This window comes from Grimontia sp. THUN1695, assembly GCF_059704325.2.
Window position 1 is genome coordinate 2,391,692 of sequence record NZ_AP046577.1, and the last position, 19,416, is coordinate 2,411,107.

The 19,416-nt window shown below is 50.2% G+C and carries 11 protein-coding genes, 4 tRNA genes and 3 rRNA genes; 4 read left to right on the forward strand and 14 right to left on the reverse strand.

Annotated elements, in window-relative coordinates; translation table 11 throughout:
- The first annotated feature begins 1 nt into the window (after position 1).
- From AC6IB1_RS14350 to AC6IB1_RS14360, 3 genes are read left to right on the forward strand one after another with little or no spacing between them, the layout of a single operon-like run.
- The gene (locus AC6IB1_RS14350) at positions 2 to 1,918 is read left to right on the forward strand and encodes a beta-N-acetylhexosaminidase (RefSeq protein ID WP_497567223.1); all 1,917 of its coding nucleotides are present in this window, start codon (positions 2 to 4) and stop codon (positions 1,916 to 1,918) included.
- Between the two features lie 38 nt (positions 1,919 to 1,956).
- Positions 1,957 to 4,362 carry a glycoside hydrolase family 94 protein gene (locus AC6IB1_RS14355; RefSeq protein ID WP_497567224.1) on the forward strand — a complete coding sequence of 802 codons (2,406 nt, stop codon included), beginning with the start codon at positions 1,957 to 1,959 and terminating at the stop codon, positions 4,360 to 4,362.
- A 53-nt stretch (positions 4,363 to 4,415) separates the two neighbouring features.
- Entirely contained in the window at positions 4,416 to 5,828 is a 1,413-nt protein-coding gene (locus AC6IB1_RS14360; protein ID WP_497567225.1) for a phosphoglucomutase/phosphomannomutase family protein, read from the forward strand.
- 90 nt (positions 5,829 to 5,918) lie between these two features.
- Here AC6IB1_RS14360 and AC6IB1_RS14365 read toward each other — a convergent pair whose 3' ends face one another.
- From AC6IB1_RS14365 to AC6IB1_RS14420, 12 genes are all read right to left on the reverse strand, one after another.
- On the reverse strand, positions 5,919 to 6,209 hold the full coding sequence (locus AC6IB1_RS14365; RefSeq protein WP_497567226.1) for an MliC family protein: 291 nt from the start codon (positions 6,207 to 6,209) through the stop codon (positions 5,919 to 5,921).
- 239 nt (positions 6,210 to 6,448) lie between these two features.
- Positions 6,449 to 6,564, reverse strand: a 5S ribosomal RNA gene (rrf, locus tag AC6IB1_RS14370).
- Positions 6,565 to 6,695: 131 nt separating this feature from the next.
- Positions 6,696 to 9,687, reverse strand: a 23S ribosomal RNA gene (locus AC6IB1_RS14375).
- Positions 9,688 to 9,941: 254 nt separating this feature from the next.
- A tRNA-Ala gene (locus tag AC6IB1_RS14380) sits at positions 9,942 to 10,017 on the reverse strand.
- Between the two features lie 90 nt (positions 10,018 to 10,107).
- Positions 10,108 to 10,183: transfer RNA gene (locus AC6IB1_RS14385), tRNA-Val, on the reverse strand.
- A gap of 67 nt (positions 10,184 to 10,250) precedes the next feature.
- Positions 10,251 to 10,326: transfer RNA gene (locus AC6IB1_RS14390), tRNA-Lys, on the reverse strand.
- A 2-nt stretch (positions 10,327 to 10,328) separates the two neighbouring features.
- Positions 10,329 to 10,404: transfer RNA gene (locus AC6IB1_RS14395), tRNA-Glu, on the reverse strand.
- Positions 10,405 to 10,574: 170 nt separating this feature from the next.
- Positions 10,575 to 12,126 (reverse strand): 16S ribosomal RNA (locus tag AC6IB1_RS14400).
- Together the 16S, 23S and 5S rRNA genes with 4 tRNA genes alongside form the textbook arrangement of a ribosomal RNA operon.
- A 546-nt stretch (positions 12,127 to 12,672) precedes the next feature.
- Complete coding sequence (locus AC6IB1_RS14405) at positions 12,673 to 13,107, reverse strand: type IV pilus modification PilV family protein (protein WP_497567227.1); 435 nt, start codon at positions 13,105 to 13,107, stop codon at positions 12,673 to 12,675.
- Positions 13,097 to 14,374, reverse strand: a complete 1,278-nt coding sequence (locus tag AC6IB1_RS14410) for a hypothetical protein (protein WP_497567228.1) — start codon at positions 14,372 to 14,374, stop codon at positions 13,097 to 13,099. Before AC6IB1_RS14410 ends, AC6IB1_RS14405 begins: the two co-directional genes overlap by 11 nt.
- A 5-nt stretch (positions 14,375 to 14,379) precedes the next feature.
- On the reverse strand, positions 14,380 to 15,060 hold the full coding sequence (locus tag AC6IB1_RS14415) for a PilW family protein (protein ID WP_497569146.1): 681 nt from the start codon (positions 15,058 to 15,060) through the stop codon (positions 14,380 to 14,382).
- Positions 15,057 to 15,596: a prepilin-type N-terminal cleavage/methylation domain-containing protein gene (locus AC6IB1_RS14420; RefSeq protein WP_497567229.1), complete on the reverse strand. Its 540-nt coding sequence runs from the start codon at positions 15,594 to 15,596 to the stop codon at positions 15,057 to 15,059. The genes AC6IB1_RS14415 and AC6IB1_RS14420 overlap by 4 nt, the downstream gene beginning before the upstream one ends.
- Positions 15,597 to 15,687: 91 nt before the next feature.
- Between AC6IB1_RS14420 and AC6IB1_RS14425 the strand changes: the two genes are divergently transcribed.
- The gene (locus tag AC6IB1_RS14425; RefSeq protein WP_497567230.1) at positions 15,688 to 16,140 is read left to right on the forward strand and encodes a type IV pilin protein; all 453 of its coding nucleotides are present in this window, start codon (positions 15,688 to 15,690) and stop codon (positions 16,138 to 16,140) included.
- Between the two features lie 44 nt (positions 16,141 to 16,184).
- On the opposite strand, the gene dnaJ is transcribed toward AC6IB1_RS14425, so the two are convergent.
- Positions 16,185 to 17,324 carry a molecular chaperone DnaJ gene (dnaJ, locus tag AC6IB1_RS14430; RefSeq protein WP_497567231.1) on the reverse strand — a complete coding sequence of 380 codons (1,140 nt, stop codon included), beginning with the start codon at positions 17,322 to 17,324 and terminating at the stop codon, positions 16,185 to 16,187.
- A 174-nt stretch (positions 17,325 to 17,498) separates the two neighbouring features.
- A complete protein-coding gene (dnaK, locus tag AC6IB1_RS14435) occupies positions 17,499 to 19,409 on the reverse strand; it encodes a molecular chaperone DnaK (protein ID WP_497567232.1) in 1,911 nt (636 codons plus the stop codon).
- Positions 19,410 to 19,416 lie beyond the last annotated feature (7 nt).

The following is a 19,416-nucleotide window of genomic DNA, read 5'->3' on the forward strand; positions in this document are numbered from 1 at the left end:
CATGAACTTTCGCCTAGACCTCAATGTTATTGATATACAGCCCGAAGAGAGCCGTTTCGCGCTGGTGCTTCATAACCTGTCTGAAACCAACATCCAAAACTGGCAACTGACTTTCACCGTCAGCCGTTATGTGATGCCTGCCAGTGTGTCACACGGCAACTTAAAGCAAATTGGCAGTTTGTGTATTTTTGAAACCGGCGAGCCGCTAAACGCCAACGATCACCTCTATCTGGAATTCAGCCATACCACCAAACCTTTTTCGCTCCATGATGAAGGTATTGGTGACGCCTGCCTGCTGATCACGACAGATCAAGGGGTTAACGCCATACCGGTAGAAACCACGGTGATTAACCTTGGCCGGCAAACGCCGGAGCGTGTCCCATTAACATTGCCACCGCCCAACGCCATCAACCTGATCCCGCAGCCCAAAGCCCTGATAGTCAAACAGGGGCAGTTTGCATTGACTGATGAGGTGGCCATTGTTTCAGGCTGTGACACCAGCAAACCGGCTGCCCTGTGGCTGGCCGATGAAATGTCCAGACACCTGCGCCGCGATGTGAGCATTAAGCAGCAAGGCCAGATTCACCTGACCCTGGATGACAAACTCAAGCCCGCCCATTATCGCGTCAGTGTGACACCGCAAGGCGTGGTGATTTCGGCATCCGACAGCAACGGCTTCACTTATGGTGTCGCAACGGTTCTTCAACTGTTGCCGGTGCAGGCATCACACCGACACTATTTCGATTACGCCCTGCCTTGTGTCGAGATTGAAGATCATCCGCGCTTCGGTTACCGCGGCATGATGCTGGATTGTGTGCGCCACTTCCATCCAGTGAACCGCGTAAAAGACCTGATTAACCAACTGGCCCGTTTCAAGTTCAACCACTTCCACTGGCACCTGACCGATGATGAAGGCTGGCGCATCCAGATTGATGCCTATCCTGAGCTGACAGAAATCGGTGCGTGGCGGGGCCCGTTTGAAACACTCGAGCCTCAGTACACCTCGCTTTCAAGGATTCACGGCGGTTTTTACACCAAAGACGACGTCCGCGAGGTTATTGCCTATGCCGCACAGCGCGGTATCACCGTGGTACCGGAAATTGATATTCCGGGACACTGCCGCGCCGCCATCAAATCGCTGCCGCAGTTATTAGTAGAAGATGCAGACACCTCCGTGTACCGCAGCATTCAAAACTACACCGATAACGTCCTCAATCCGGGCCTTAAAGGCACGTACACCTTTATTGAAACCGTGCTGAAAGAAGTGTGTGAACTCTTCCCAGCGCCGTATGTTCATATCGGTGCTGACGAAGTCCCCGAAGGTGTCTGGACGGACAGTCCAGCCTGCCGGGCGTTAATGAAAACCCACGGCTACAAAGACTTTAAAGATCTGCAAGGCCACCTGCTTCGCCATGCCGAGAATTTCCTCAGCACCAAAGGCAAGCAAATGTTTGGCTGGGAGGAAGCGGTGTTTGGCGACAAGGTCAGCAAAGACACCGTGATCTTCTCTTGGGTAAGCGAACAATCCGGTATCGACTGTATTCGCAACGGATACCCGATTGTGCTCCAACCCGGTCAGGAAACTTATCTGGACATGGCACAGGACTATTCCGCCTGTGAGCCAGGCACAGACTGGGCCTGCAAGGTACCGCTGGAAAAAGCCTACCACTATGAGCCTTTCGCCAATTCTAACGTCACCGCCGAGGAATTTGCCAAGGTGAAAGGCATTCAATGCGCACTCTGGTGCGAGATGGTCAATAGCCAAAGCCGCTTCGAGTACATGATCTACCCTCGCCTTCTGGCGATCGCAGAAGTGTGCTGGAGCGCCAAGGAACAGCGGGACTGGGCGGATTTTCAGGCCCGTCTTAGCGGACAACTGCAATACCTGGATCGTCTGGGTATTAACTATCGTCGGTAATTACTTCAATTTTTAAGATTTGTAGAAGGAAATACGCCATGAATTACGGCTTCTTTGATAACGACAACCGGGAATATGTCATTACCCGTCCTGATGTACCGGCGCCATGGACCAACTATCTGGGTACAGAGAAATTCTGTACCGTCATTTCACACAACGCAGGTGGCTACTCGTTCTATAACAGCCCTGAGTACAACCGCGTAACCAAATTCCGCCCAAACGCTACCTTCGACCGCCCGGGACATTATGTCTACCTGCGTGATGACGAAACCGGTGATTACTGGTCAATCTCCTGGCAACCCGTGGCAAAGAGCCTGGAAGAAGCCAAATACGAAGTGCGCCATGGTTTGTCTTATTCCAAATTCAAGTGTGAGTACAACGGCATTACCGCCCAGAAAACCCTGTTCGTACCGAAAGGTGAAGACGCACAGATCTGGGATGTGAAGATCAAAAATGACAGCGACAAACCGCGCACCATCAGCGCATTTTCTTTTGTCGAGTTCTCGTTCAGCCACATCCAGTCAGATAACCAGAACCACCAGATGAGCCTCTACTCTGCAGGTACATCATACGACAACGGGGTGATTGAGTACGACCTGTACTACAACACCAACGACTACGAAGGCTTCTACTACCTGGCATCAAGCTTCGATCCAGACAGCTATGATGGCCAGCGCGACAGTTTCCTCGGCCTGTACCGTGATGAAGCCAACCCTGTTGCCGTTGAGCGTGGCCATTGTTCTAACCACGTACAAACCTGCTACAACCACTGTGGTTCGTTGCACAAGCAATTCGTTATCCAACCGGGTGAAGAAGTGCGCTTCATCTTTATTCTGGGTATCGGTAAAGGTGAAGGTCAGCGCCTGCGCACGAAATACCAGGATTTCGCCAATGTGGATGCGGCGTTTGCTGATATCAAAGCCCACTGGGACAGTCGCTGCAACAAGTTCCAGGTGAAATCGCCCAACGAAGGTCTGGACACCATGATCAACACATGGACTCTGTACCAGGCAGAAACCTGCGTGGTGTGGTCACGCTTTGCTTCTTTCATTGAAGTGGGTGGACGTACCGGCCTAGGTTATCGCGACACTGCACAGGACGCGATCTCTGTCCCGCATTCAAACCCGGCCATGACCCGCAAACGTCTGGTTGACTTGCTGCGCGGCCAGGTAAAAGCGGGTTACGGTCTTCACCTGTTCGATCCTGACTGGTTCGATCCAGAAAAAGCGGACGTTAAACCGTCCAAGTCACCGACCGTTGTGCCCACCCCTAGTGACGAAGACAAGATCCACGGTATCGAAGACACCTGTTCTGATGATCACCTTTGGATCGTACCCACCATCATTAATTACATCACTGAAACCGGTGAGGAAGGTTTCCTTGATGAAGTGATCCCATACGCAGACGGCGGAAGCGCCACTGTCTATGAGCACATGAAAGCGGCGTTGGATTTCTCTGCAGAATACGTCGGCCAAACCGGTATCTGTAAAGGCTTGCGCGCAGACTGGAATGACTGCCTGAATCTGGGCGGCGGTGAGTCAGCCATGGTGTCTTTCCTGCATTTCTGGGCGCTGCAAGAGTTTATCGAGTTGGCGAAGTACAAAGGCAACCAGGATGACGTCCAGAAATATACCGTGATGGCTGCCAACGTGCGTGAAGCCTGTGAAACCCACCTTTGGGATGAAGAGGGCGGCTGGTATATCCGTGGCCTGACCAAAGACGGCGAAAAGATTGGTACTGCACAGCAAACCGAAGGGCGAGTCCACCTTGAGTCAAACACTCTGGCGGTTCTCTCAGGCCTCGCTTCCCAAGACCGTGGTGAGAAAGCGATGGATGCTGTCGACGAGAACCTGTTCTCTGAGTACGGCTTACACCTGAACTCACCTTCGTTTGCGACACCCAATGACGACATCGGTTTCGTCACCCGTGTTTATCAGGGTGTAAAAGAAAATGGTGCGATCTTCTCACATCCAAACCCATGGGCATGGGTTGCTGAAGCCAAACTGGGACGTGGTGACCGTGCCATGAAGTTCTACGATGCGCTGAACCCCTACAACCAAAACGACATCATCGAGACGCGTGTCGCTGAACCTTATTCTTACGTCCAGTTCATTATGGGCCGTGACCACGTAAACCATGGCCGTGCTAACCACCCTTGGCTGACAGGCACCTCGGGCTGGGCATACTTCGCCGTCACCAACTTCATTCTGGGTGTACAAACCGGTTTCGATGGCCTGACGGTGAATCCGTGTATCCCAACCAGCTGGCCAGGTTTTGAAGTGAACCGTGAGTGGCGCGGTGCAACATATCAAATCAAGGTACAGAACCCGAATGGCGTCAGCAAAGGCGTGAAATCCATCACCCTGAACGGCCAACCTGTTAAAGGCACCATTCCTGCACAGGCAGCAGGTTCTGTGAACGAAGTGATTGTTGTTCTGGGTTAATCCCAAAGCCGGGGCCTTTGCGCCCCGTTTTATCGGTTTAAAGGAGTTCCACCATGATTCAATTTGGTACCGGCGGCTGGCGTGCCCTGATTGGCGAAGAGTTTACCCGTGACAACGTGCGCCTCGTTGCCCAGAGCCTTGCCAACATCATGCTGAACGAGAATGCTGTTGAACCTGGCTTTGTGATTGGTTACGACCGCCGTTTCCTCTCTGACAAGGCAGCAGCCTGGTTTGCCGAAGTCTTGGCAGCAAACGGCATTACCGTCAGCTTTATCGACAAGTATGTGCCAACACCCATTGTGATGTTCAAGGCAAAAGAAATGGAAACCCACTACTCTGCCTGCATCACGGCTTCCCACAACCCGGCAGACTACAACGGCATAAAAGTCTTTATCAAAGGCGGCCGCGATGCCGATGAAGTGATCACCGCAAAGATTGAAACACAGATCAGTCAACTTCAGCCTAGCGATATCAAAATCATCGATTTTGAAGAAGCCATTGAAGCGGGGTTGATCAAGATCATCAACCCGATGAACGAGTTCGTGGATTCGATCATCAATTTCATCGACATTGATGCGATCAGAAAAGCCAACCTGAGGGTGCTGATCGATCCTATGTTTGGGGTGGCAAAAAATGCCCTGCAAACGGTTCTGATCTCTGGACGCTGTGATGTTGACGTCATCAACGACGGGGCAAACCCAGGCTTTGGCGGTCTGATGCCATCACCGAGTGCCGCGACGCTTTATCGCCTGAAACATCTAGTTGCTCATGAAGGGTATGATATTGGTATTGGTACTGATGGCGACGCAGACCGTCTCGGCATCATCGACGAAAAAGGCAACTTTATTCACCCGAACGAAGTATTGCTTCTGCTTTATTACTACCTGCTTGAATACAAAGGCTGGAAAGGTTCAGTGGTGCGTAACATTGCCACAACTCACCTGCTGGATAAGGTTGCCGCTGATCATAATGAAAAAAGCTTCGAAGTACCGGTTGGCTTTAAACACATCAGCTCGCAAATGGAAGCGGATGATTCGCTGATTGGGGGTGAAAGCTCGGGTGGCCTGACAATCCGTGGTCACATCAAGGGTAAAGACGGGGTATTTGCTTCAAGCTTACTGGTGGAAATGATAAGCGTGACAGGCAAGAAACTATCAGAGCTGCTTGACGAAATCTACGGAAAGTACGGCTACGCCTATACCGCCGAAGGCGATTGCACCTTCAAGGCATCCCAGCGTGAAGTGCTTTACAACAAAATTTATGTAGAAAAAGCCCTGCCTGAATTTGCTTACGAAATTGAAAAAGTCAGCTATGCCGACGGCTTGAAGGTTTACTTCAAAAATGGCGGCTGGGCCTTGGCACGCTTTTCAGGCACAGAACCCCTGCTGCGTATTTTCGTAGAGTGGGAAGACAAAGAGACTGCCGAAGCGCTGGTACGCCAGATCAAAGAGTTCCTGTACGTTTAAACTATCATTGGACAACGATTGGCAACAGTGCAGTTCATTCATGCAAACCAAAAGATTTTCGCAGCAAGGGTAGCCTGGCTACCCTTTCTTTTATCTGCGCAGTGTGCATGCCTGCAATGATCGCTCTCGGACAACCAGCAACGCCTCATCACCTTTGGAATGAAGCTTGACTGAACCATCTTCTGACTCATATAACACGCCAGACGCCGAACGAATACGTGAAAGCTCGTATTCAGTACCATCAACATGAACGACAGCATAATCTGACATCATCATCGCGCCAAATGTCTGTCCGTCATCACAGGCATAGTCGTATGACAATGGGGATGTGCATGCACTTAGCAGTAAAACTGGCATTGCTAAACCCAATTTTGTTTTCATTACTTCTCTCCATGTCCATGGCCTCACTCTTCCCGTCATCTCAGCATGAACCCAGATACTAATATGAGTGCCAAGTCATATTATTTCATTCAGCTTTATCTCAGGTAAGGGATTGCTACAAACTATACCTTGAATTTGTGATTAGCTAGTCGACACAACGCAAAAAGACCATCCCTGCGGATGGCCTTTTCAACGTACTTTTTGTCTTCACTTTTTCAAAAAGTGAAAGAAAATTAGACGCCTGGCGATGTCCTACTCTCACATGGGGAGACCCCACACTACCATCGGCGCTGTTACGTTTCACTTCTGAGTTCGGCATGGAGTCAGGTGGGTCCATAACGCTATGGTCGCCAAGCAAATTCTTTATTGGGGTTCTCGGTCCTGGGTAACTCGGCCCTGGGAACACCCATTAAAATCTTGGAAAGCTGTCTGTTCTCAACACATTCAATGTTCTGTTTGAGTCCGCCAAAACCCCTTGGGTGTTGTAGGGTTAAGCCTCTCGGGCAATTAGTACAGGTTAGCTCAACGCCTCACAGCGCTTACACACCCTGCCTATCTACGTCGTCGTCTCCAACAACCCTTCAGGATACTTTAAGTATCAGGGAGAACTCATCTCGAGGCTCGCTTCCCGCTTAGATGCTTTCAGCGGTTATCAATTCCGAACTTAGCTACCGGGCAATGCCACTGGCGTGACAACCCGAACACCAGAGGTTCGTCCACTCCGGTCCTCTCGTACTAGGAGCAGCCCCTCTCAATTCTCCAACGCCCACGGCAGATAGGGACCGAACTGTCTCACGACGTTCTAAACCCAGCTCGCGTACCACTTTAAATGGCGAACAGCCATACCCTTGGGACCGACTTCAGCCCCAGGATGTGATGAGCCGACATCGAGGTGCCAAACACCGCCGTCGATATGAACTCTTGGGCGGTATCAGCCTGTTATCCCCGGAGTACCTTTTATCCGTTGAGCGATGGCCCTTCCATTCAGAACCACCGGATCACTATGACCTGCTTTCGCACCTGCTCGAACCGTCATTCTCGCAGTCAAGCGGGCTTTTGCCATTGCACTAACCTCACGATGTCCGACCGTGATTAGCCCACCTTCGTGCTCCTCCGTTACGCTTTGGGAGGAGACCGCCCCAGTCAAACTACCCACCAGACACTGTCCTCACCCCAGATTATGGGGCCAAGTTAGAACATCAAACATACAAGGGTGGTATTTCAAGGATGGCTCCACGGCAACTGGCGTCACCGCTTCTTAGCCTCCCACCTATCCTACACATGTAGGCTCAATGTTCAGTGCCAAGCTGTAGTAAAGGTTCACGGGGTCTTTCCGTCTAGCCGCGGGTACACAGCATCTTCACTGCGATTTCAATTTCACTGAGTCTCGGGTGGAGACAGCGTGGCCATCATTACGCCATTCGTGCAGGTCGGAACTTACCCGACAAGGAATTTCGCTACCTTAGGACCGTTATAGTTACGGCCGCCGTTTACTGGGGCTTCGATCAAGAGCTTCTCCCTAAGGATAACCCCATCAATTAACCTTCCAGCACCGGGCAGGCGTCACACCGTATACGTCCTCTTTCGAGTTTGCACAGTGCTATGTTTTTAATAAACAGTTGCAGCCACCTGGTATCTGCGACTGCCCATAGCTCCATCCGCCAGGGACTTCACCGCGGGCAGCGTACCTTCTCCCGAAGTTACGGTACCATTTTGCCTAGTTCCTTCACCCGAGTTCTCTCAAGCGCCTTGGTATTCTCTACCCGACCACCTGTGTCGGTTTGGGGTACGGTTACTGATAACCTGAAGCTTAGAGGCTTTTCCCGGAAGCAGGGCATCAATGACTTCACTACCGTAGTAGCTCGACATCGTGTCTCAGTGTATAGCAAGCCGGATTTGCCTAACTCGCCCACCTACGCACTTGAACCAGGACAACCGTCGCCTGGCCCACCTAGCCTTCTCCGTCCCCCCATCGCAGTTATCAGCAGTACGGGAATATTAACCCGTTTCCCATCGACTACGCCTTTCGGCCTCGCCTTAGGGGCCGACTTACCCTGCCCCGATTAACGTTGGACAGGAACCCTTGGTCTTCCGGCGAGGAGGTTTTTCACCCCCTTTATCGTTACTCATGTCAGCATTCGCACTTCTGATACGTCCAGCATGCCTTACAGCACACCTTCAACCGCTTACAGAACGCTCCCCTACCCAATGTGCCTAAACACACTGCCGCAGCTTCGGTGTATCGCTTAGCCCCGTTACATCTTCCGCGCAGGCCGACTCGACCAGTGAGCTATTACGCTTTCTTTAAATGATGGCTGCTTCTAAGCCAACATCCTGGCTGTCTGAGCCTTCCCACATCGTTTCCCACTTAGCGATAACTTGGGGACCTTAGCTGGCGGTCTGGGTTGTTTCCCTCTCCACGACGGACGTTAGCACCCGCCGTGTGTCTCCCGGATACTACTTACTGGTATTCGGAGTTTGCAAAGGGTTGGTAAGTCGGGATGACCCCCTAGCCTTAACAGTGCTCTACCCCCAGTAGTATTCGTCCGAGGCGCTACCTAAATAGCTTTCGGGGAGAACCAGCTATCTCCGGGTTTGATTGGCCTTTCACCCCTAGCCACAAGTCATCCGCTAATTTTTCAACATTAGTCGGTTCGGTCCTCCAATTGATGTTACTCAATCTTCAACCTGCCCATGGCTAGATCACCCGGTTTCGGGTCTACGTCATGCAACTGAACGCCCAGTTAAGACTCGGTTTCCCTACGGCTCCCCTATACGGTTAACCTTGCTACATAACGTAAGTCGCTGACCCATTATACAAAAGGTACGCAGTCACCCCATCACTAAGCCACCTCTGCTTGATTGGGGAGGTTGACCAACGCGTCGCGTTGTTAACCGCCTTTCAAGTAAGGTACCTGGACCACTAAGTCTCAGTAACTTAGTGATGGGGCTCCCACTGCTTGTACGTACACGGTTTCAGGTTCTATTTCACTCCCCTCACAGGGGTTCTTTTCGCCTTTCCCTCACGGTACTGGTTCACTATCGGTCAGTCAGGAGTATTTAGCCTTGGAGGATGGTCCCCCCATCTTCAGACAAGATAACACGTGTCCCGTCTTACTCGTTTTCACTCACTGTGCGTTGTCGTGTACGGGGCTATCACCCTGTATCGCGCCACTTTCCAGAGGCTTCCACTAACGCACAATCAGCTTAAGGGCTGGTCCGGGGTCGCTCGCCGCTACTGCCGGAATCTCAATTGATTTCTTTTCCTTCGGGTACTTAGATGTTTCAGTTCCCCGAGTTCGCCTCATTAACCTATGGATTCAGTTAATGATACTGGCTTATGCCAGTGGGTTTCCCCATTCGGAAATCCGAGAGTATCGTGACTCTTACCGTCTTCTCTCGGCTTATCGCAGGTTAGCACGTCCTTCTTCGCCTCTGACTGCCTAGGCATCCACCGTGTACGCTTAGTCACTTAACCCTACAACCCCAAGAGGTTTCGTAGCTTTAAACAACCAAGGTTTGTCATCGTTCGATGACGATTTCGCCGGACTCAAATTCCAAGAACACTTGAATGTGTTTGGTGTTAACTCTTAAGAGTTAACATTTGAGAACTTTTACAAACAAGCTTTATCTCTTTCGAAACAAAGTTGTTTAGTCAGCTTTCCAGATTTTTAAAGAGCAAAGTGATGTTAAAACCACTTTTTAAATATTCTCGCAAGAACACTTAAAGAGTGGTGGAGCTATGCGGGATCGAACCGCAGACCTCTTGAATGCAAATCAAGCGCTCTCCCAGCTGAGCTATAGCCCCATCAAATGACCTTTTCCTTTCGGCAAGGCGAAGTATTCCGACGTTTAGCTCGCTAAACGAGAAAACCTTCAACGCAGCATAAAGGAAAAGTGGTGGGCGATACCGGGCTCGAACCAGTGACCCCCTCCTTGTAAGGGAGGTGCTCTCCCAACTGAGCTAATCGCCCACATTGTTTGTTTTCACCTTTGAAAAGGCAAAACCCAAACTGCGTTTTACATCCTCTGTGGGGAAGATGGTGGGTCGTGCAGGATTCGAACCTGCGACCAATTGATTAAAAGTCAACTGCTCTACCAACTGAGCTAACGACCCAATGGCGTCCCATAGGGGAGTCGAACCCCTGTTACCGCCGTGAAAGGGCGGTGTCCTAGGCCTCTAGACGAATGGGACACAACGTTTGTCAGCGAAACATGTTTCGCTAACGTTGTGTTAGTGGAGTGACGAGCTTGCGAGAAGCGACATCATACCGAAAAACACAATGTCTGGTATTGGGATACCAAACCACTCTTTACTTTTTCAACCTATACAATCTGTGTGAACACTCGCATTCATAGCTTCGTTAAGGAGGTGATCCAGCCCCAGGTTCCCCTAGGGCTACCTTGTTACGACTTCACCCCAGTCATGAACCACACCGTGGTAAACGCCCTCCCGAAGGTTAAGCTATCTACTTCTGGTGCAGCCCACTCCCATGGTGTGACGGGCGGTGTGTACAAGGCCCGGGAACGTATTCACCGTGGCATTCTGATCCACGATTACTAGCGATTCCGACTTCATGGAGTCGAGTTGCAGACTCCAATCCGGACTACGATGCACTTTCTGGGATTCGCTCCACCTCGCGGTCTCGCTGCCCTCTGTATGCACCATTGTAGCACGTGTGTAGCCCTACTCGTAAGGGCCATGATGACTTGACGTCGTCCCCACCTTCCTCCGGTTTATCACCGGCAGTCTCCCTGGAGTTCCCACCCGAAGTGCTGGCAAACAAGGATAAGGGTTGCGCTCGTTGCGGGACTTAACCCAACATTTCACAACACGAGCTGACGACAGCCATGCAGCACCTGTCTCAGAGCTCCCGAAGGCACCAATCCATCTCTGGAAAGTTCTCTGGATGTCAAGAGTAGGTAAGGTTCTTCGCGTTGCATCGAATTAAACCACATGCTCCACCGCTTGTGCGGGCCCCCGTCAATTCATTTGAGTTTTAATCTTGCGACCGTACTCCCCAGGCGGTCTACTTAACGCGTTAGCTCCGAAAGCCACTGTTCTAGACAACAGCCTCCAAGTAGACATCGTTTACAGCGTGGACTACCAGGGTATCTAATCCTGTTTGCTCCCCACGCTTTCGCATCTGAGCGTCAGTCTTTGTCCAGGGGGCCGCCTTCGCCACCGGTATTCCTTCAGATCTCTACGCATTTCACCGCTACACCTGAAATTCTACCCCCCTCTACAAGACTCTAGCCTGCCAGTTCAAAATGCCACTCCCAGGTTAAGCCCGGGGCTTTCACATCTTGCTTAACAGACCGCCTGCATGCGCTTTACGCCCAGTAATTCCGATTAACGCTCGCACCCTCCGTATTACCGCGGCTGCTGGCACGGAGTTAGCCGGTGCTTCTTCTGCCGCTAACGTCAAATTACGCAGCTATTAACTACGTAACCTTCCTCACGGCTGAAAGTGCTTTACAACCCGAAGGCCTTCTTCACACACGCGGCATGGCTGCATCAGGCTTGCGCCCATTGTGCAATATTCCCCACTGCTGCCTCCCGTAGGAGTCTGGACCGTGTCTCAGTTCCAGTGTGGCTGATCATCCTCTCAAACCAGCTAGGGATCGTCGCCTTGGTGAGCCTTTACCTCACCAACCAGCTAATCCCAACTGGGCCCATCCTGACGCGAGAGGCCCGAAGGTCCCCCTCTTTGGTCCGAAGACATTATGCGGTATTAGCCACCGTTTCCAGTGGTTATCCCCCTCGTCAGGGCAGGTTCCCAGCCTTTACTCACCCGTCCGCCGCTCGCCGCCCAATAAATCATCCGAAGAATCTTTATTGTCGCTGCCGCTCGACTTGCATGTGTTAGGCCTGCCGCCAGCGTTCAATCTGAGCCATGATCAAACTCTTCAATTAGAATCTTTTCTGCCCTTCCTCACTTTGAAAAAGTGAACAAAGGCGGCTCGATGAAATACTGTATAAATTGACTGTGCCGATAACCCCGAAGAGCTTTCGTTTTGGTCACTCAGTTTCATCGATAAATCTTTTGTCTATCAATGACGAGTGCCCACACAGATTGCATAGGTCAAATTGTTAAAGAACGTTGACTTTAAGAAGCCTCGCTTCTCACCGTCAGGGCTGCGAATTCTACGCTGCCGGGCGATGAAGTCAAGAAGAAATTTTGAGATTTTTCAGCGTGATTTGCACAAACCTCAAAATACCTTGTTGACTTGCCTCTCGGGGTAATTTCCCTTCGAAGCGGGCGGCCATTTTACTGTTCTACTTTAACGCGTCAAGCGTTTATTTTCGTCTCAGTTTTTAAGGCCTTCGCCGTACCGGTTTGGATGAACATTTCCGCATTGGGAGCCGCTCTCCGTGTCGGTGAGGCGGCATTATAGGGAGGCGTAAAAATCTGGCAAGGGCTTTTTTTAGAAAAAAACCAAAACAACGCCCAACAAATCATTAATTGAGCAGATTGGTGGATTTGGAAACAGAAACAGGAAAGATCAACGCTTGCGCATGACCATTTCTGTCATCCCAGCTTACTTTCACATCCAAGACTTTTGCGTAAGTTGCAGCAACACCACCGGCCGGCGTGTGTTGAAGTGTCTCCGTCGGCGTAACAGTAAGAAGATATGCCGAATCCTCAGCTAAAACGATCACGCAGCTTTGTATATTCTCAACAGTTTTACCTTCACAAACAGAGCCTGTCGTGTTCAGCGTTTGTATTAATGCCATTTGGGATTCAGCGATTTGCTTGGCTTCGGTAAACATCAGCGCATTGGCTTTTTCTACTTCGAGGTAGCTGTAGAGCTTAAGCGTTCCTACGCCCGAGAGAACAACCACGAAGATAGCAATAAGCGTTTCAATAAGCGAAAAGCCCTTATTAGAAGTCATGTATGCTTCCTTTAACCAACGCCAACTTCCCGGAAAGAAACCCTTTCGGATCATCAGGAGCACCACCGTTAAATGAACCTTTCATTATTGATGTCCCTCCTGGAACATCCACCATGTAACTCCCCGAACTGGTAAATGCCCCCCTGAAGAAAAATGCTAGTGACTCCCACTTCTCTTTTGTCATGTCTTCCGAATTAATCAGCTCGCTGCACAGACTGACAACTGGCGCGTTAGCAGTACATGACAAGTTACCATCGCTATCTTCCTCGACTCCCCAAGAGGACATACGCATATCACCCGTCGCCGAACTATCTGCATACTGAAAAATAGTGCCTTTAAAATCCGCAACGCCACCATTTACCGCAACCACTCCATTTTGAATAACAATGATCACAGGCTTTTCATCCGTCCCAACTTGGGTTATTCCATCAAGCAGGCAATCCCCCTTCACCCAGATAAAATCAGCAACACCAGATTCATTGTCTCCATCATCAACCCGATCTTTTATTGTTGCACCACAACTCGCCATATCACCATTGGCGATGTGAATCTGCTTAGGGTTATGTTTATTAATCACACTTTGATACTGCTCCCGGGGAACACCGAAAAGCTCTTCAAAGATGTCCATCGGCTCGTCGAGAGTTAACGCGTTTTGGTTGACCAATATGTCACTCTCAAAAGCATTGGTAATTTTCGGGGTATTGGCAGCGACATTTGTGCTGTAATCATCAGAACAGTCAGGTGTTATTGTTTTGAATTCAGCGGCACTGTTCCCAACATCGATAGAGACTGAACCGCCAGCAATGATCGCCGTACATTCATACTTATCCCCAAGATATTTCCCTTTTACCGACGTCCAATCTTGCCCACCTTCCAAAACGAGGTCGCCGGTCGTTTTAAATGCGGCATGCTTGCCGCCAATATGTTTTATCAAAATACTTGACGAGGCATAGCCCGAGGTCGACGTTAACACCCAATGTGCAGGAAGGGAATCTGCCCCAATCAAACTTCCTGATGCGGTTTCACACACATTAAAGTTTGCATCAAAGCCGGCATCGTTCGGATTTAGTTCCTTTTGCTCAAACACTGCAATGGCGCAATCCAATCCAGCTTTTGCTTTTGCCCGCTGCTTTGCATCCAAGACGAGATTCTGGTTTTTTTTGATATCTGCAAACCCCGAACTCGCCACTGATATAGCAAACAAGGCAACGATAAGTAACACACCACTTACAACGGCCAATGTTGCCATTCCATTCTGACGATTCATACTCGTTATACACCTACATTCGGCAAGTACACTGTAAAGGTTACCGTGTCCTTTATTGCGCGGTCATTTTTCAATGAAGCAGAGAGCGTCACTTCGACAGTCTGGATTTTGTTCGTTGAGGCAACCCCCTCAAGAATGGTGCGTTTGAAGCTAAGTGACTCCAGATACAAGCGATCATATGTCATATCTCGCCAGTACCCTGATACACCACCATTTGAACTGTCACTTTCGCAATGCCAATTGGTCAGGCCTTTCCAGTTCTCGTACGTTTCGATGACGGGATTGTCATTGCTGTCTTTGCCAAGGCGATAGCCCTTGGCATCATCTTTATTTAAAGACAAAGCGCCTGAGCGCTTATCATGGTTGTAAGCGAACCTTATGCACTCACCTGCAATTACCTTTGAAACGCTGTCATCAATCAATATTGAAGAGGAAGCGCCAGCAGCATCGATGTGAATAAATGGATTTACAAAAGTGCAATCGAAACAAAACCCCGCACGGGCAATTTCATTTTTCATGGTGTCAGCAATGATCGTTAACTGGGTTCGCAGAAAGTCATTCTGGAGTTGCTTTGTGCCGAATTCTGTATTGACGGTAAAAAGTGCTAAAGAAGAAGCAAGGACAACGAGACTAACTGTCATCCCCACTATCATTTCGACCAGCGTGTAGCCCCGGGCACGTATCATGATGAACAAGACTCCCAGCCTGTCACTATTGTGTTGCTACACCCTTTCAGCCCTGAATATTGACGGATCAAAATACCCGACTCTTTACCGGTTTCCTCACCATGTGCCAGTTTCAGAGTTTTGTTGGTTGAGGGCATGCCAGATAACGGAGAGAAGTAAAAAAGTTTCGCTGGATCCGTCAACGCTGGCTCTTGAATATTCACCTTGGCTCCCTTCTCTAATATGACTTTCTGCAGTCCTTCACTATCAGAGCAACTAAACGTCGCCACGTCAGACTTTTCACTCAATCCAATGCAGCCATTATCCGTTTCGGTCACAGGGACATAATGCACATAGATATTACGATGGCGGCGTAAAGACTCAGATTGGCCAACTTCCAACACAGAAAGCAATTGAGAGGTTTTGCTTTCAACCACCGCCGCTTTATGAGAAGAAACATACGCTGGCACAGCAACGGCTGTGACGACTGCCAATACCGTCACCGTCGTTATCATTTCAATTAAGCTAAATCCGCGCTGTAGATTCCAATATCTCACAACAAATACCTTTAGCGTCTGCTGTACCTTGTTTCCATACTATCAACGGCGATAACGTAGGTTTCTGGAATTAAATTGGATTTTCCGAGTAATGAACCAAAAAATGACGCCAAGAACGAAGACATTACATACAGGTATGACATTGATCGAAATCCTGATAGCGATTGCGATCATCGGTGCCATCACAACCATTGCAGTGCCCGCAGTAGGAAAGTATTTGATAAAGTCTGAGCGCAGTCGGGCTCAGGTAGATTTGTATCAACTCCAAACCCATACCGAACAGACATACACGGCAACAGGCAGTTATCCCGATAACAACAGTTTGGTTTGTGCAAAATGCCAGGTGTCTGATGACTATGATTTCTCGATAACAACCAGTGGTTCTGGTAACAATGTGTATAAAATCCAGGCCAAGCCCAAATCCACATCCCGGCAGGACAAAGATACGGATTGCCATACCATGGTTATCAACGCCGCCTCTGAGCAATCAAATTTGACAAAAGAAGGGGATGCTATTGCAGACAACGGGAAGTGCTGGATATAAAAAACCGGCAATCATGTCGCCGGTTTTTCAATGGGTATGGGTAATTAGCGGGTCAGGTCATCAAAAAACTTCTTCACGCCATCAAAGAAGCCTTCTGACTTAGGCTTGTGCTTTTTCGCTGCACTGCCGCCTAACGACTCTTCAAACTCACGCAGCAACTCTTTTTGCTTACTGCTGAGGTTCACTGGCGTTTCTACTACCAGCTTACAAATCAGGTCGCCCAGGCCACCACCTCGCACTGACTGAACGCCTTTACCACGCATGCGGAACATGCGGCCAGTTTGGGTCTCAGCCGGTACTTTCAGGCTTACACGACCATCCAGTGTTGGTACTTCAACTTCACCACCCAGCGCTGCCATGGTAAAGCTCACAGGGACTTCACAATAGAGATTGTTACCATCACGGGTGAAGATGTGGTGATCACGTACATGTACCTGCACATACAAATCCCCTGCTGGTGCACCAAATTCACCCGCTTCGCCTTCGCCAGTCAGACGAATGCGGTCACCGGTATCAACACCGGCTGGAATTTTCACGCTCAGTGTCTTGGTCTTCTGTACCCGACCCTGACCGTGGCAGCTATCACATGGGTCTTTAATGATCTTACCGCGACCATGACAGGTTGGACAGGTTTGCTGAACAGCGAAGAATCCCTGACGCATTTGTACCTGGCCCTGGCCATGACAGGTACCACACGTTTGGGGAGACGAGCCAGGTTTAGAGCCGCTGCCACCACACTTGTCACAGCCAACATAGGTAGGGACATCAATTTCTTTGGTTACACCACGAACCGCCTCTTCTAACGTCAGCTCCATGTTGTAACGGAGGTCTGCGCCACGCTGCGCACGCGCCTGACCACCGCGACGGCCACCACCAAAAATGTCACCAAACACGTCACCAAAGATATCGCTGAAGTCTGCGCCGCCACCAAAGCCGCCGCCACCGCCCATGCCACCATGTTCAAAGGCTGCATGACCGTATTGGTCATAAGCTGCGCGTTTATGATCGTCGGTGAGGATTTCGTACGCCAGCTTCACTTCTTTAAATTTCTCGGCTGCCGTTTCATCACCCGGGTTTTTATCCGGGTGGTACTTCATCGCAAGGCGCTTATACGCCTTTTTGATGTCACGCTCACTGGCGTCGCGGCTTACGCCAAGTACTTCATAAAAATCACGTTTTGACATGTTTTGCTTGTCACCTGCTCTTATACCGGACAGATAAAGTTTGCCCCGTATCATACAACTACGGGCGAAGGAGAGGTTCCTCCTGCGCCCGTGCGAAATAAAACGGTTAAATCTTTCGATTCAGGCCTTGCCCTCTTTCAGTAGCAAGGCCTGTTTCTGGGATTGCTTCCAGTTTTATTTTTTGTCGTCTTTTACTTCTTCAAACTCAGCGTCAACAACATCGTCGTCTTGCTTAGTTTGTTCTGCACCGGCGCCTTGGGCAGCTTGTGCTTGCTGCTGAGCCACTTCCATCAGCTTCTGAGATGCTGTGATAAGTGCTTGCACTTTCTCGTCGATCGCCGCTTTGTCTTCGCCTTTACGCGCTGTTTCCAGCTCGTTGATAGCCGCTTCAATCTTCTCTTTCTCGTCTGCTGGCAGCGCATCGCCTGCTTCTTCAATTTGCTTACGAGTGCCGTGGATCATTTGGTCTGCTTGGTTGCGCGCAGTCGCCAGTTCTTCGAACTTCTTGTCAGCTTCTTTGTTCGCTTCCGCTTCCTGTACCATTTTCTCGATTTCTTCGTCGCTCAGACCGCCAGATGCCTGGATAGTGATCTTCTGCTCTTTGCCAGTCTGCTTGTCTTTCGCAGACACATGAAGAATACCGTCAGCATCCAGGTCGAACACAACTTCGATTTGTGGCATACCACGTGGCGCTGGGTTGATGCCTTCCAGGTTGAATTGACCCAGAGACTTGTTGTACATCGCCTGCTTACGTTCACCTTGCAGTACGTGGATAGTTACTGCACTTTGGTTGTCTTCAGCAGTAGAGAACACTTGGTTCGCCTTAGTAGGGATAGTGGTGTTCTTCTCGATGAGCTTGGTCATCACACCGCCCATGGTTTCGATACCCAGAGACAGAGGCGTTACGTCCAGCAGCAGTACGTCTTTCACTTCACCAGCCAGTACACCGCCCTGAACTGCTGCACCCACTGCTACTGCTTCGTCAGGGTTCACGTCTTTACGTGCTTCCTTACCGAAGAATTCAGCCACTTTCGCCTGTACCAGAGGCATACGGGTCTGGCCACCAACCAGGATAACGTCGTTGATGTCGTTCACAGACAGGTCAGCGTCAGCCAACGCCACTTTCAGAGGCTCCAGAGAGCGCTGAACCAGATCTTCAACCAGTGACTCCAGTTTCGCACGGGTCACTTTGATGTTCATGTGCTTAGGACCTGTCGCATCTGCCGTGATGTATGGCAGGTTCACGTCAGTTTGTTGTGCGGAAGACAGTTCGATCTTCGCTTTCTCAGCCGCTTCTTTCAGACGCTGCATTGCCAGCGGGTCTTTACGCAGGTCGATGCCCTGGTCTTTCTTGAACTCGTCAACCAGATAGTTGATCATGCGGTTGTCGAAGTCTTCACCACCCAGGTGAGTATCACCGTTGGTTGCCAGCACTTCGAAGGTCTTCTCGCCGTCAACTTCGTCAATTTCGATGATAGAGATATCGAACGTACCACCACCCAGGTCGTATACCGCGATAGTGCGATCACCACCTTGCTTGTCCAGGCCGTAAGCCAGTGCAGCCGCAGTGGGTTCGTTGATAATACGTTTAACTTCCAGACCTGCGATACGGCCAGCGTCTTTGGTAGCCTGACGTTGTGCGTCGTTGAAGTACGCAGGTACAGTGATAACCGCGCCAGTCACTTCCTCACCCAAGAAGTCTTCCGCAGTTTTCTTCATTTTTTTCAGAACTTCAGCAGAAACCTGAGGCGCCGCCATTTTCTGGCCTTTTGCTTCAACCCAAGCGTCGCCGTTGTCAGCCTTAACGATCTTGTAAGGCATGATTTCGATATCACGCTGAACTTCTTCGTCTTCGAAGCGACGACCGATCAGTCGTTTGATTGCAAACAGCGTGTTTTCTGGGTTGGTCACTGCCTGACGTTTTGCTGGCTGACCCACCAGGGTTTCACCATCCTGGGTGTACGCGATGATTGATGGCGTTGTGCGATCGCCTTCCGCGTTTTCGATTACGCGTGGCTTGTCACCGTCCAGTACTGCTACACATGAGTTGGTAGTACCCAAGTCGATACCAATGATCTTACCCATTTGGTTT

Bases quoted from the DNA above. Each gene is read 5' to 3' on its own strand.
- AC6IB1_RS14360 (WP_497567225.1), top strand. From the start codon at position 4,416: ATGATTCAATTTGGTACCGGCGGCTGGCGTGCCCTGATTGGCGAAGAG.
- AC6IB1_RS14355 (WP_497567224.1), top strand. From the start codon at position 1,957: ATGAATTACGGCTTCTTTGATAACGACAACCGGGAATATGTCATTACC.
- AC6IB1_RS14415 (WP_497569146.1), bottom strand. From the start codon at position 15,060: ATGATACGTGCCCGGGGCTACACGCTGGTCGAAATGATAGTGGGGATG.
- AC6IB1_RS14410 (WP_497567228.1), bottom strand. From the start codon at position 14,374: ATGAATCGTCAGAATGGAATGGCAACATTGGCCGTTGTAAGTGGTGTG.
- AC6IB1_RS14425 (WP_497567230.1), top strand. From the start codon at position 15,688: ATGAACCAAAAAATGACGCCAAGAACGAAGACATTACATACAGGTATG.
- AC6IB1_RS14365 (WP_497567226.1), bottom strand. From the start codon at position 6,209: ATGAAAACAAAATTGGGTTTAGCAATGCCAGTTTTACTGCTAAGTGCA.
- AC6IB1_RS14405 (WP_497567227.1), bottom strand. From the start codon at position 13,107: ATGACTTCTAATAAGGGCTTTTCGCTTATTGAAACGCTTATTGCTATC.
- AC6IB1_RS14350 (WP_497567223.1), top strand. From the start codon at position 2: ATGAACTTTCGCCTAGACCTCAATGTTATTGATATACAGCCCGAAGAG.
- dnaJ (WP_497567231.1), bottom strand. From the start codon at position 17,324: ATGTCAAAACGTGATTTTTATGAAGTACTTGGCGTAAGCCGCGACGCC.
- dnaK (WP_497567232.1), bottom strand. From the start codon at position 19,409: ATGGGTAAGATCATTGGTATCGACTTGGGTACTACCAACTCATGTGTA.